Origin of the sequence: Propionibacterium freudenreichii subsp. freudenreichii (assembly GCF_000940845.1) — a bacterium.
GTDB classification, from domain to species: domain Bacteria; phylum Actinomycetota; class Actinomycetes; order Propionibacteriales; family Propionibacteriaceae; genus Propionibacterium; species Propionibacterium freudenreichii.
The window spans coordinates 311529-324503 of record NZ_CP010341.1 but is presented as its reverse complement, the minus strand read 5'-3'; the positions used below and the strand labels follow the sequence as shown (position 1 = coordinate 324503).

Annotated in this window: 12 protein-coding genes; 8 read left to right on the top strand and 4 right to left on the bottom strand. The window is 67.5% G+C overall.

The genetic code is table 11. The features are described from left to right. Positions 1–197 precede the first annotated feature (197 nt). On the bottom strand, positions 198–416 hold the full coding sequence (locus tag RM25_RS01290; RefSeq protein ID WP_044635921.1) for a CsbD family protein: 219 nt from the start codon (positions 414–416) through the stop codon (positions 198–200). Positions 417–586: 170 nt separating this feature from the next. Here RM25_RS01290 and RM25_RS01285 point away from each other — a divergent pair, with 170 nt between their 5' ends. Beyond that, complete coding sequence (locus tag RM25_RS01285; protein WP_044635920.1) at positions 587–1669, top strand: AMP-binding protein; 1083 nt, start codon at positions 587–589, stop codon at positions 1667–1669. Beyond that, positions 1666–2820 (top strand): thiolase family protein, encoded by a 1155-nt coding sequence (locus RM25_RS01280; protein ID WP_044635919.1) that lies wholly within the window; start codon positions 1666–1668, stop codon positions 2818–2820. The genes RM25_RS01285 and RM25_RS01280 overlap by 4 nt, the downstream gene beginning before the upstream one ends. Before the next feature lie 594 nt (positions 2821–3414). On the opposite strand, the gene RM25_RS01275 is transcribed toward RM25_RS01280, so the two are convergent. Next, entirely contained in the window at positions 3415–4449 is a 1035-nt protein-coding gene (locus RM25_RS01275; RefSeq protein ID WP_044635816.1) for an IS30 family transposase, read from the bottom strand. Between the two features lie 53 nt (positions 4450–4502). Here RM25_RS01275 and uhpT point away from each other — a divergent pair, with 53 nt between their 5' ends. From uhpT to RM25_RS01245, 6 genes are all read left to right on the top strand, one after another. Next, positions 4503–5756 carry a hexose-6-phosphate:phosphate antiporter UhpT gene (gene uhpT, locus RM25_RS01270; protein ID WP_080774437.1) on the top strand — a complete coding sequence of 418 codons (1254 nt, stop codon included), beginning with the start codon at positions 4503–4505 and terminating at the stop codon, positions 5754–5756. Next, positions 5749–6600: an inositol monophosphatase family protein gene (locus RM25_RS01265; RefSeq protein ID WP_036943064.1), complete on the top strand. Its 852-nt coding sequence runs from the start codon at positions 5749–5751 to the stop codon at positions 6598–6600. Before uhpT ends, RM25_RS01265 begins: the two co-directional genes overlap by 8 nt. 177 nt (positions 6601–6777) lie before the next feature. Next, positions 6778–8298: a purine-cytosine permease family protein gene (locus tag RM25_RS01260; RefSeq protein WP_196482679.1), complete on the top strand. Its 1521-nt coding sequence runs from the start codon at positions 6778–6780 to the stop codon at positions 8296–8298. After that, positions 8295–9299 carry a PfkB family carbohydrate kinase gene (locus RM25_RS01255; RefSeq protein WP_013160205.1) on the top strand — a complete coding sequence of 335 codons (1005 nt, stop codon included), beginning with the start codon at positions 8295–8297 and terminating at the stop codon, positions 9297–9299. The genes RM25_RS01260 and RM25_RS01255 overlap by 4 nt, the downstream gene beginning before the upstream one ends. A gap of 181 nt (positions 9300–9480) precedes the next feature. Then, entirely contained in the window at positions 9481–9915 is a 435-nt protein-coding gene (locus RM25_RS01250; RefSeq protein WP_196488397.1) for a (deoxy)nucleoside triphosphate pyrophosphohydrolase, read from the top strand. Positions 9916–10007: 92 nt separating this feature from the next. Further along, positions 10008–10211 carry a hypothetical protein gene (locus RM25_RS01245; RefSeq protein WP_013160198.1) on the top strand — a complete coding sequence of 68 codons (204 nt, stop codon included), beginning with the start codon at positions 10008–10010 and terminating at the stop codon, positions 10209–10211. A 323-nt stretch (positions 10212–10534) separates the two neighbouring features. Here the strand turns inward: RM25_RS01245 and RM25_RS01240 are convergent, their stop codons facing one another. Then, positions 10535–11845: an MFS transporter gene (locus RM25_RS01240; RefSeq protein ID WP_230579925.1), complete on the bottom strand. Its 1311-nt coding sequence runs from the start codon at positions 11843–11845 to the stop codon at positions 10535–10537. 396 nt (positions 11846–12241) lie between these two features. Then, a complete protein-coding gene (locus RM25_RS01235) occupies positions 12242–12970 on the bottom strand; it encodes an MgtC/SapB family protein (RefSeq protein WP_044635917.1) in 729 nt (242 codons plus the stop codon). Positions 12971–12975: the final 5 nt, after the last annotated feature.

Sequence of the window (12975 nt, the reverse complement as noted above, 5' to 3'; positions counted from 1 at the left end):
GAGATCACCAACCACGCCAGCGCACAGGCGAGCACGTAGAACACCACGATCGGGAGCCATCGCACCCGAGCCGCACCGGGCGCAGTGCCCGAGGCCGAACCGGGCACAGCGCCTGAGGGTCCGGGGCCGCCACCACCGGGCATGCAAAAGACTCCCCGCCCAGGACCGAACCGGGCGGGGAGTCTTGGGGTGAAGGGCTAGCTCTCGTCTTTGTTCAAGACACCCTTCAGGCCTTCTTTGACGCCATTGACGGTGTCGGTCACCTTGTCCTTGGCTTCGTTGAAGGCACCCTCGACCTTGCCCATCGCGTTCTGCGTGGTGCCTTCGGCGGCCATCTCGTCGTTGCCGGTCACCTTGCCGATGACCTCCTTGGCCTTACCCGCAGCCTTGTCGAAAGCGGACTGTGCATCGTTCATGGCAGTTCCTTCCGTTGTTGGGATTTCAATCCAAACATCCGCCCTGTGCTCGGGCGACGGCGCCCCCCGGAAAACGCCGATTCCCCGCCTGCGCAGACCACTCGAACCGACCCCGGGCTGGCTGTACGGTGTTCAATGAACAACGTTCAGCAACCGCCGGGAGGAAGCCCATGGGCACCAGCGCCAACATCGCCCGGCAGGCGTGCGTGCTCGGCCCGGGCCCCGGGGCCGCCGACCAGTTCTGGCAGGCGCATCGCCGCGGCCAGTTGATCGGCCTGCGCACCTCGGGCACGACCACAGGCGCCGGACGCGTGATCGTGCGCACCACCGATTCCTGGGTCGACAGCCTCGATGCGGTGGCCCGGCGCTGCGCACTGACGCCTCACGACCGCATCTGGATCCCCGGCCCGATGGGCTCCACGATGAACCTGTTCGCCGCCTGCCTGGCTGTTCACAACGGCGTGGAATGGTCGTCCGACAAGCCCGAATGCGCCACCATCTGGCAGCTCACACCCGCCCGGTTGAGCTCCCTGCTGGACGCCGGACTGCCCCGTTCGCAGCGTCTGCGCGAGGTGATCGTGGCCGGCGATAGCCTGTCGCGCGGGCTTCGCGACCGGGCCACGACGCGCGGCATCAACGTGGTGCACTACTACGGCGCCGCCGAGATGTCGATGATCGCGATGGGCAGCTGCCGCGACGACCTGGAGCTCTTCGACCGCGTGGAGGCCCGCATCACCGACGGCACCATCTGGGTGCGCTCACCGTGGCTCGCGCAGGGATACCTGCAGGCCAGCGCCGATGAACCCCCGTCGTCCGGAAATCCCGTGCCCCTGCGGCTCGAGACTCCCGCACCGCTGCGGCGCGGTGACGACGGCTTCGTGACAGTGGGAGACCGCGGAGCCCTTGATGGGCGCCGGCTGATCGTCGAAGGACGTGATGGCGCCGTGACCACAGCAGGGCAGACCGTGCTCCTCGCCCCGCTGCTCGAGCGGCTGCGTCATCGGGCGCAGGGTGAGCTGTTCCTGCTCGGGCTACCGCATGCCGCGCTCGGCCAGGTGCTGACCGCCGTGGTGACCCGGCGCGACGACCTGGGTCCGGTGCGAGCCTGGGCGCGCGAACACCTCACCGGCGCCGACCGACCACGACGCTGGCAGTGGGTGGCCCATCCTCCGCTGACCCTCAGCGGAAAGGTTGACCTGCGCGCCCTGGCCCTGGAACTGGGAGGCCCCACCGATAGGCCGGACTCACCGTGAACACCCTCGCCGACAACCCGGTGATCATCGAGGCCCTGCGCACCCCGATCGGCACCACCGGAGGCGTCTTCGCCGACCAGACCACCACCGACCTAGCCGCCCCCGTGCTCGGCGAGCTGGACGCCCGGCTGCCCACCGGCACCGGATTCGGCGAGGTGGTCCTCGGCAATGTGCGCGGACCCGGTGGCGATCCGGCGCGCGTGGCGGCATTGGCCGCGGGTATCGACCCGGCCGTACCCGCCCTGACACTCGACCGCCAATGCGGATCGGGAATGGCTGCCATCGAATATGCATGGCACCGCTGCCGCAGCCAGCCGGGCGTCGTGGCGGCCGGAGGGGTACAGGCCGCCAGCACCCAGCCGATCACCCTGTGGCCGGGCCGCGACGGCGAACCACCCAGCACCTTCGACCGGGCGCCCTTCGCGCCGCCACCCTGGCTCGACCCCGACATGGGCGTGATGGCCGATCAGCTCGCTGCCGAGCTGCACATCAGTCGCGAGCGCCAGGACCGCTATGCCCTGCGCTCGCACACCCGCGCCGCCACCGCCCGCAACGCCGGCGCCTTCGACGCCGAGATCGTGCCGATTGCCCGGGTGGGCCGCGATCAGCGTCCCCGGAGCGGCTTCACGATGGCGCGACTGGCCCGCTTCCCCGCCGCCTTCCGCCCGGGCGGCACCGTCACGGCCGCCAATTCCTGCGGCATCAACGACGCGGCAGCCGCCGTGACCATGGTGGACGCCGCCACCCACGCCCACCTGGCGATCCCCGGGCTGCGCGTGCTGGCCGCCCGCACCGTCGGCTACGACCCCGACCGGTTCGGCCTGGGCCTCGTGCCGGCCGTGCGCGCCGCCCTCGACGACGCCGGACTGCGCCTCGACCAGATCGACGCCCTGGAATTCAACGAGGCCTTCGCCGCCCAGGTGTTGGCCTGCGCCGACGCACTCGATCTCGACGAGCACCGCCTGTGCCCCCGGGGCGGGGCCATCGCCCTGGGCCATCCGTGGGGTGCGTCCGGCGCGATCCTGCTGGTGAGACTGTTCAGCCGGCTCGTGCGCGAGGGCGCGGGACGCTATGGGCTGGCCGCGATCTCGATCGGCGGCGGCCAGGGCAGCGCCATGGTGGTCGAAGCGGTGCACCCCCGCGGGAATTGATGCACGTGCGGCCCGCGACGCGTCCCGATCCCGACCGCCACTCCTGCCGCGCCCCCGAATGCCGGATGCCACGCGCCACTCGCACACGCCCCCTATAAGCCGATATCCCCCTTATTTGTGCGGACATTTTGGATAGTTGCCCATTTGACAGCCCGGGATATTGCACGATAAAGTCATCGGTGCACTTTCGCCGCCCCCTGCATATGCACCCGACGCCTTCCCGTAAAGTCGTCTGCGTCCCGCACTTCGAGCGACGAGGCCCGATCCTGCGGAATCCCCCCGGAACCTGATCCGTCGGTGCGCACACACCTGGTGCGCTCCGAAGAGCGTCCACGCCCCTTGCCGGGACGCGGCAACCCTCACCCAAGGAGGACCCCCGTGGGAAGTCTGAAGACGGCATTCAATATCGTGCCCGCACCCAAGTCGGACATTCCGATCACCACCCAGCGCAAGCGGTGGCTGCGTGAATTCATGAAGACCTATGCCGTGCTCATCATCGGCTATGGCGGCTTCTACCTGTTGCGCACCAACTTCAAGTCGGCCCAGCCATTCCTGCGCGACCAATTGGGCCTCACCACCACCCAGTTGGCGATGTCAAGGCGTCGAAGCAACATGGGGCTCGCCGGCGAGCAGTCGAGCGAATGCCTCGGTGGGCGTGAGATAGCCCAGTCGGCGGCGGGGTCGATTGTTGATCTCCTCGGCGATGGTGGTGAGGTAGGGCTGGTGATCGGGGATCACCGTGCCCTTGGGCAGATACTCCCGGTAGAGCCGGTTCGTGTTCTCGTTGCTGGGCCTCTGCCAGGGCGAGTGGGGATCGGCGAAGTAGACCGGCATCGCCGTGGCCAGGGAGACCTTCGCGTGCTGGGCCATCTCGCTGCCCTGGTCCCACGCCAACGATGCCTTCATCATCTCGGGCAAGTCGTTGAAAAACTCGATGACCGCGTCAGCGGTTGGCTCGGCGTGTTTCGAGGACAGGGCCAGCAGCCCGGTGAACCCGCTCATCCGCTCCACCAGCGTCGCCGCGCACGAGGTGCCGTTCTTCCCGATGATCAGGTCACCCTCCCAGTGCCCCGGCACCCGACGCTGGGCGGCGTCCTCACCTCGCTCCGCGATCGGGACCATACCTACGATTGGGCCACCGCGCGTCCGCCCGGTCGTACGTGGTCGGCGCTTGGTCCGCTTGGACTGCAGGAAGATGCCCTTGCGGGCGAGCTCACCCTTCGGGATTGCGTAGATGTACTGGTAGATAGCCTCACCGGAGACGGTTCGGCCGCGTGCGTCAGCAGAGTTCGCCATGCGTTCAACGGTCGGGTCTGTCGCCTCCAGACGCAACCGGCCCGCTATCTCGTTCGGCGTCCACGACGCGGCCAGATCCGCCTCCACCCTCGCCTGCAGCACCGGATCCCCCGCGACCTTCCGCTGCTGCGGGCGAGCCCGCCGACGCTGCGCTCTGACGTCTGCGGTCACGGCCTGGTAGCCGCGGGTCTTCGTCGAGTTCCGGTGAAGCTCCCGCAAGATCACCGACGGGCAACGCCCCAGGTGACGGGCGATCCTCCGCACCGACCAGCCCGCTTTCGAGGCCGTCGAGATCTCCGACCTGTCACTGAACGACAACCCCACCCGCGCCATCCGCACACTCCACCGATCAGACCCCCGCCGACCGGGAGTGTTGCTTCGACGCTATGACACCACCGTTGGGCACGATCGGGTTCGGCTTCTCACTCACCTACGGTTTCGGCGGACTCATCCTGGGTTTCTTCGCCGATGGGCACAACACGAAGAAGATCATCTCGGCGTTGCTCATCGCCTCGGGCGTGGTGGCCATCACCATCGGCATCACGCTGGCGGTCACCCACAATCCCTACGGCTACCTGATCCTGCTGTGGTCGCTCACCGGCCTGTTGCAATCGCCTGGCGGGCCGTGCTGCAACTCCACGATGAACCGTTGGACACCCCGCAAGTACCGCGGCCGGTTCATCGGCTGGTGGAATGCATCGCACAACCTGGGGGCGATGGCCGCCGGCGCGCTGGCCCTGTGGGGCGCCAACACCTTCTTCCACGGCTCGGTGGTCGGCTTCTTCGTGGTGCCGGCGCTGGTGGCGATCCCGATCGGCATCTGGGGCCTGTTCTTCGGCAAGGACGACCCAATCGAGCTGGGTTGGGACAAGCCCGAGGTGATCTTCGGCGAGCCGCAGGCCAAGGCCGATGTGGTGACCCAGCAGGTGTCCAAGGGACGCATCCTCATGGACTATGTGGTCAAGAACCCGGCCATCTGGTTCCTGTGCATCGCCAACGTCGCCGCCTATGTGGTGCGCATCGGCATCGACAACTGGAATGTGCTCTACACCAAGAGCGAGCTGGGATTCTCCGACTACACCGCCGTCAACACCACCATTGCGCTGGAGATCGGTGGGCTGCTGGGCTCACTGTGCTGGGGATTCTTCTCCGACCGGCTGGGCGGACGACGCGCGCTGACCGCGGCGATCGGCCTGGCGCTCGTGGTGGTACCGATCTTCGTCTATGCCCACGCCACCACACCCACGGTGGTGTACGCGGCGCTGTTCTTCATCGGCTTCCTGATCTTCGGGCCGGTGACGCTGATCGGCATCTCGGTAATCGGCTTCGCCCCCAAGACCGCCACCGTGGTGGTGAATGCCGTGCCGCGCGCCTTCGGCTATGTGTTCGGCGACTCGATCGCCAAGGTGCTGTTGGGACGCATCGCCGACCCCAAGAAGCAGGGCCTGGAGATCTTCGGCCACTCCCTGCACGGCTGGGGCTCCACGTTCACCGTGTTGTTCGTCTCGGCGGGCGTCGGCCTGGTCTGCCTGGTGGCTGTGGCACTGTTCGAGGAGCGGATGATCAGGGCCGACCGGGAGTTCTCCAAGGAACACCCGGCCGCCGACGCCGGGATTTCCGAAGGAGCAGACGATGAGTGAACAGCTTGACACGCAGGCATTGCTGGCGATTGCCGAACAGGTGGTGCGGCGGGCGTCCGCGATGGCCCTGGCGGGCCAGCAGCGCGACCTGCAGGTGCAGACCAAGGCCAACCGCAACGATCTGGTGACCCGTGTCGACAAGGACATCGAGGAGTTCGTGGCGGCCGAGCTCACGAGTCGCACCGGCTATCCGGTGCTGGGCGAGGAGGGCCACGGCGTCGATTCGTTCGCCGGGCGGGTGTGGGTGGTCGACCCCATCGACGGAACCATGAACTACGTGGAGACCCGCCGCGACTATGCGGTCTCGCTGGCGCTGGTGTCCGACGGCCAGCCGCTGATCGGCGTGGTGGCCGATGTGGTGGCCGGACGCCTCTATTCGGCGGTGCGCGGCCACGGCGCAACCTGCCACCCGGACGAGCACGATTGGACGCGCAGCGATGTGGGTGGGCCCGCGACCGAACCCGGACGCTCGACCGAAGAGCTGGCGCAGGTGCCCTCTGACAAGGGGTTTCGCGATTCGATCATCATCACCGACCTCAAGGAGATCCGCGCGATGCCGCGCCTGGTGGCGGCGCTGGTGGAATCACGCGGACATCGCCGCTACGGGTCGGCCACGCTGGAGTGCATCGAGGTGGCCAGCGGACGCGCCGGCGCCTTCGTGCACCTGTGGGTGTCGCCGTGGGACATCGCGGCGGCGATGGTGATCTGCGCCGAGGCCGGCGTCACGGTAACCCGGCTGGACGGCACGCCCCTGGACGTGCGCCACAAGGGGTCGATCCTGGCCGGGGCGCCGCGTGCCCACGCTGAGCTGCTGGCCAGGTTGGTGTCCGACCCGACGCACTAGTCGGCGCCCCATAGCAAGCAGCCCGGGACCGTCGGCAACCGGGACCCCCTTGTGGGGACGCGCGGGGCCGTCCACTAGGTTTTGGTCGCGTTAACACCAAAGTCAGGCGCCAGACACTCCTCCCCCCACGGAAGCGATTCCTTCCCCGGAGAATCCTGCGTGCCCCGAGGAGGCTGCATGACCACCGCCGCGACCAGCACCACACCCGCTCCCGACGAGCGACTCCTGGAGGCGCCGATCGAGCACGGGGTGCTGTCACACGTCGAGCAGCGGGGCATCGAGCCGGTGCCGGCCGACAAGCGCAACGGCACCCCCGGCCAGCTGTTCTGGATCTGGTTCGCGGCCAACATCTCCATCCTTGGCATCCCCCTGGGCGCCACGCTCATCGCGCTGGGGCTGAACCTGTGGCAGGCCGTATTGGCCACCGCGATCGGCGCCTTCGGCTCCTTCGCCGTGGTGGGCGTCATCTCCGTTGCCGGACGACGCGGCGGTGCGCCCTCCCTCACCCTGTCGCGGGCCATCTTCGGGGTGCGCGGCAATGCCGGACCCACCCTGGTATCACTCGTCTCGAGGCTCGGCTGGGAGACCGTCACCACGCTGACCGGGGCGTTCGCGTTGATCTCGCTGTATTCGATCGCCACCGGCACCACCGCCGACGCGAAGGCCCATCCGGTGCTCACGGTGGTGTGCATCGTCATCTTCGTGGCCCTCACCGTGGTGGTCTCGGCCACCGGCCATTCCTTCCTGCTGACCGTGCAGAAGTGGGCCACCTGGGTGTTCGGTGCGCTCACCGCGCTGGTCGCCCTGTACCTGGCCACCACCGTCGACTGGTCGGCGTTCATCGGCAACGCACCCGGACCGGCCAGCGCGTTCGTGGTGGGCATCGGCACGATCGTCGCCGGCACCGGCGTCGGGTGGGCCAACTCGGGGGCCGACATGGCCCGCTACCAGAAGCTGTCGGTGAAGACGCGATCACTGGTCGCCTCGGCGTCGGTGGGGGCAGGCATCCCGCTGGTGGTGGTGATCGGGCTCGGTTCGGCGCTGACCGCCGGCAATTCGTCCATCGCCACCGCCTCCGACCCGATCGCCGCAGTGCACCAGTCGCTGCCCACCTGGGTGTCGGTGCCCTATCTGATCGCCGCCTTCGCCGGGCTGCTGATGAGCAACCACATCTCCATGTACTCCGCCGGGCTCACCACCATCACGCTGGGCGTGCGCATCCGCCGCGTGTACGCCGTGGTGGTCGACATCGTGGTGACGATCACCGGCAGCATCTACTTCATGCTGATCTCCGACAGCTTCTACGGGCCGTTCATCAGCTTCATCTCGGTGCTCGCCGTGCCGATCACCGCGTGGATCGGCTGCTTCCTGGTGGACATGGCGGGACGCCGCAGCTACGACGCTCATGGGCTGCTCGACCTTCGTCCGGGAGCACGCTATTGGTACTGGCACGGCATCAGCCTTGCCGGCACCGGCAGTTGGCTGATCGGGCTGGTGGTTGGATTGCTGTTCATGAGCGCGAAAATCTCCGACACCGAAGTCTGGTTCGCCGGGCCGCTGTCGCACACCTGGATCGGCACGAACGGGCTCGCCTGGCTGGTGTCGTTGGTGGTCGCCGCCGGCCTGTACGCGTTGTTCGGTGGGCTGCGCCGCAAGGACGACGCCGCCGCGGCACTCGCCGCCGGAGCCGCTGCGTGAGTGAGCCCGTTGACCGCAGCCGGGGGCGTTTCCTGCACCTGGGGCAGATGATCGTCGACCTCACGGTGTACGTCGACCGCATCCCCGAGCGCGGGGGTGACGTGTTCGCCGACAAGGCGACGATGAACGCCGGCGGTGGCTACAACGTGTTGTGGGCCGTCAAGCAGATGGGGTTGTCGCCCGACTTCTTCGGCGCGGTGGGCACCGGCCCGATGGGTGACATCCTGCGCGGCGCGATGCGTCGGATCGGCGTGGCGGCGCAGGGGCCCACGATCGCCGGGCTCGACACGGGCTACTGCGTGGCCATGACCGAACCCGATGGGGAACGCTCCTTCATCTCGGTGAGCGGCGCCGATGCGCAGATGGGGCCCGACGAGTTCGCCGGCCTGGCCCTGCGTGACGACGACCTGGTGTACCTGTGCGGCTATTCCTTCATGTCGCCCGGCACGCGCACCGCGGTGGAGCGCTTCGCTGCCGCGCGCACGGAGTGGACGCAGGCCGGCGGCCGGGTGTTGTTCGATGCCGGCCCGATGGTGGCCGAGTTCCCCGGATCGAGCCTGCAGGCCATGATCGACCTGCACCCGATGTGGTCGATGAACGACCTCGAGGGGTGCTTGTTGGCTGAGCGCCTTGGGGTCGCGGCGCGCGGTGAGCAGGAGCGCTGCCGGCTGTTGTCGCAGCGGCTCGGGGCCCCGGTGATCCTGCGGGTGGGTTCGGATGGCGCTTGGTTCGCCGATGGCGATGCGGCCCGCAAGGTGCCCACGCCGCGGGTCGGGGCCGTTGACACCAATGGTGCCGGGGACGCCCATGCCGGCGTGTTGGGTGCGGCCCTGCTGGAGGGAATTCCCCGTGATCGGGCCCTGGTGCTGGCCAACTGCGCCGGTGCCCTGTCGACGACGCGTCCCGGTCCGGCAACCTGCCCCGATCGGCTGGCCATCGAGGATGCGGCCGACAAGCTCGTGGGTTCCGCAGACTCACTTGTGGGTTCCACAGACTCATAGGCCCAACGGGCGCAGGGGTCCAACAGGCGCATGGGTCCAACAGGCGCGGGGGTCCAACAAGCTCATGGGGTGTGACGGGCCGTGCCTAGGCGATGGCGGGCCGGGGGTCTGACAGCCCAGGGCTCAACCCCGGGTGCAGGTGCGATACCACCCATTCCTGTGACGTGCCACTATGGGAAGCGTGCTCTATCCCAAACTGCAGGTGCTTGACGTGGTGGCAGCCGTCATTGTCGACGGCGATCATTACCTTGCCTGCCGACGCGACGCGGGCCTTGATGCGGGTGGCAAATGGGAGTTCCCCGGCGGCAAGGTGAAGCCCGGAGAGACCGCCCAGCAGGCGCTCAGGCGCGAGATCCGCGAGGAACTCGGCGTCGACGTTGAGGTGCATGACATGCTCACCTCGTCGCAAACGACCAAGTCAGACCGCATTATCGGCATCCGCTTCTATCTGGCCACCGCCGCTGAGCGTCCGACGCACAGCGACGCCCACGACAAGCTCACCTGGCTGACCGCCGATGAACTGCCCGCCCTCGATTGGGCCACGCCCGACCTGGCCGCCGTCGGCCAGCTGAACTCCAAGTACGCCCTGGAGTTGTCGGCGCCGGTGTTGAACTAGACCGACAGGCTCAGATTCTCCGCGTACCCAACCGGGCGCCGTCCGGCACGTCCCACAGGTTTCGCTTGGACTGTGCTACTAGCGTTTCCGGTATGCGCGATTCGAAGAACCTTCCCCAGGACGCCGTGGACATGGCGCGCGCGTTCATCGCCGACTACGCACGACGCAACGATGGCGACGTCACCGCGGGCGCCGACTTCCTCAAGGGACCGCTCGACACGATGCCCGAGATCGTGGACGAGGCCCTGCGCCAGATGCAGGAGTTCCCGCAGGCGCGTCGCGCCCGCGTCGCCTGAGCACCGCCAGCTGAGTCCCGTCGCCACAGGCCATCCGGCCCCGGGGGACGCCACCAGGACACGGGTCGTCCGGCCTCGCGCCACCAGGACGATGCGGTCGACAAGAGCACCGTCCACGGTGCTTTATCCGCACCTATCACGCCGCCAACCCCGACCACGGCCGTTAAGTGGACACCTATGCGGCGTCATTCCCGCACAACTGCCCACTTAGGGGGATCCAGCACCCACCACACACAGCAGGGGACCCGCCACGACGGCGGATCCCCTGCTCAGTATCAACGGGGCATCAGCCCCGGGAACTTCCGGTGTGAACCGAGCCCAGCTCAGTCCTCTTCCTGGAAGCTCTCCTCGACGGCGGCGTCATGTGACGCGATGAGCCGCTTCTCCTCCGGGCCGATGCAGGCCAGCAGCACGATCGCTATGACCACGCACACGGTGAGCGCACCGAAGGTGACGCCCCAGCCGAAGTGCTGCACCATCCAGCCCACACCGGTGGACGCGAGCGTCGCACCGATCACATAGCCGAACAGGCCGGTGAAGCCCGCCGAGGTGCCGGCCACCTGGCGCGCCGACATGTCCAGGGCCTGCAGGCCGATGAGCATGACCGGGCCGTAGATGAAGGCGCCGATGAAGAACAGGAAGACCATGAGCAGCCAGTACGGCGTGCCCACCGGCGCCAGCCAGTAGGCGACCAGCGAGATGCCCACACCCACCATGAAGGTGATGCCGGTCTTGGTGCGGTTGCCGTGGAACACCTTGTCGGACACCCAGCCACAGGCCAGCGTGCCCACCAGGCCCGCCAGCTCGAACAGCGAGAACCCGGCGATGCCCTTGGTCACCGACACGTGGTGCACCTGCGAGAGGTAGGTGGGCGTCCACGACAGCACGCCGTAGCGCAGCGCGTACACGAACACATTGGCCAGCGCCAACAGCACCATGGTGCGGTTCTTGAGCACATGCTCCCAGATCACGCGCCAGTAGCTCTGCTGGGCGATCTCGGAGTTGTCGACCTCAACCTTGGCCGGGTCGTTGCGGAAGTCCTCAATGGGCGGCAGGCCGACGGACGCCGGGGTGTCGCGGATGGTGAGGAAGGCGAACAGGGCCACGACCAGCGCGATGAGGGCGGGCAGCCAGAAGGCGCTCTGCCACGAGTCGCCGGTGATGGCCAGGCCCCACGAGGCCGCCGCGCCGACGGCCATGCCGCCGACATTGTGGGCACAGTTCCAGATGGCGGTCTTCCAACCGCGCTCATTGGTGGAGAACCAGTGCACCAGCACGCGGCCACTGGGAGGCCACCCCATTCCCTGGAACCAACCATTGATGAACATCATGATCGCGAAGATCGCGATCGAGCCGGTGAGCGCCGGCACGAAGGCCACCAACAGGTTCGCCACGGCCGACAGGGCCAGGCCGATGGGCATGAAGTAGCGCGCATTCGACCGGTCGGACACCGTGGCCATGAAGAACTTCGACAGGCCGTAGGCGATCAGCACGGCATTGGCGATGAGGCCGATGCCCACCTTGTCGATATGGCCGTCCTTGAGCAGGATCGGCGCAACCAACGAGATGTTGTTGCGAATCAGGTAGAAGCCGGCATACCCGACGAAGATTCCCATGAACACCTGGAATCTCATGCGCGGGTATCGCTGCTTCACCTCGGCATCCGGCAAGCGTGGCGCGGGAAGCGGTGACGAAAGCCACGACCTCTTCCTCGCCGGCCGCGCAGTGTCAGTCGTTGACATTTTGCTCCTTTGCGGTGGCCCAGCGGGCGCAGGGCCGCCGGCCATTTAATCACAGAACGGCCCGCGCACCAAAGGACTTACTGTCGCGAAGGCGCACAGGGCAACGTTCTTGCGCGTAGCGCGTGCTCGGATGCGCACGCACTCATATCCTCACAGGAAATAAGTGCACACTGTGTTATCGCTATTGCGCTTCTCTGACAGCGAAATCCGACTCTCCGCCGAGCCCTATATCCGCATTGAGCCTCCCCGACGCAATGCGGCGTTCACCTGGCGCCGGCGAGCGCCCGATCAGGCCGAGGTCTCGTCGTCGTCATCCTCATCTTCGGCGACACCATGCAACAACACCCGGTCAACACCGGGAATCTCCGACATCGGCACCACCAATTCACGCAATGGCTGATTGCCGAAGAAGCGCAGCTCCATCGAGATCAGGTCGCGGTCCTTGCGCGGCAGGCGCCGGGTGGAGCGCACCTCCGCGGCAAATCCCTGGTCGGTGGCCGCCCCCAGGATCTTGCGCAGCACGCCCTGACCGTCCTCGTAGACGATGGTGAGCTCGCGACGCCTGTCGGCCGGCGGGATCTTGCGGATCAGGGGCCCGACGATGAAGATCGTCAGCAGGTGGGCCACGGTGAGCATGGCCCCCAGCACCACCAGTCCGGAACCCACCGACATGCCGATGGCGGCAGTGATCCAGATGGTGGCCGCCGTGGTGAGGCCGCGCACGAAATTGCGTCCCTTGAAGATCACGCCGCCACCGAGGAAGCCGATGCCCGACACGATCTGCGCTGCGATACGCGTGGGATCGATCCCGGCGCCGTGGCCGGCGATGCCCGCGCCGAATCCGTACCAGGACACCAGCGTGAGGCCGCAGGCACCCATGCCGACCAGCACGTGGGTGCGGTAGCCGGCATTCTTCTGGTGGATGGACCGCTCAAGGCCCACCACTGAGCACAGCACGAACGCAATGCTCAGCAGGATGAGCTCACGCAGCGCGAGCTCGGACGACAAAAATGGCACAGACA

Coding starts and splice junctions, on each gene's coding strand:
- uhpT (WP_080774437.1), top strand. CDS start 4,503: ATGACACCACCGTTGGGCACGATCGGGTTCGGCTTCTCACTCACCTAC.
- RM25_RS01245 (WP_013160198.1), top strand. CDS start 10,008: ATGCGCGATTCGAAGAACCTTCCCCAGGACGCCGTGGACATGGCGCGC.
- RM25_RS01260 (WP_196482679.1), top strand. CDS start 6,778: ATGACCACCGCCGCGACCAGCACCACACCCGCTCCCGACGAGCGACTC.
- RM25_RS01290 (WP_044635921.1), bottom strand. CDS start 416: ATGAACGATGCACAGTCCGCTTTCGACAAGGCTGCGGGTAAGGCCAAG.
- RM25_RS01240 (WP_230579925.1), bottom strand. CDS start 11,845: ATGAGATTCCAGGTGTTCATGGGAATCTTCGTCGGGTATGCCGGCTTC.
- RM25_RS01285 (WP_044635920.1), top strand. CDS start 587: ATGGGCACCAGCGCCAACATCGCCCGGCAGGCGTGCGTGCTCGGCCCG.
- RM25_RS01275 (WP_044635816.1), bottom strand. CDS start 4,449: ATGGCGCGGGTGGGGTTGTCGTTCAGTGACAGGTCGGAGATCTCGACG.
- RM25_RS01265 (WP_036943064.1), top strand. CDS start 5,749: ATGAGTGAACAGCTTGACACGCAGGCATTGCTGGCGATTGCCGAACAG.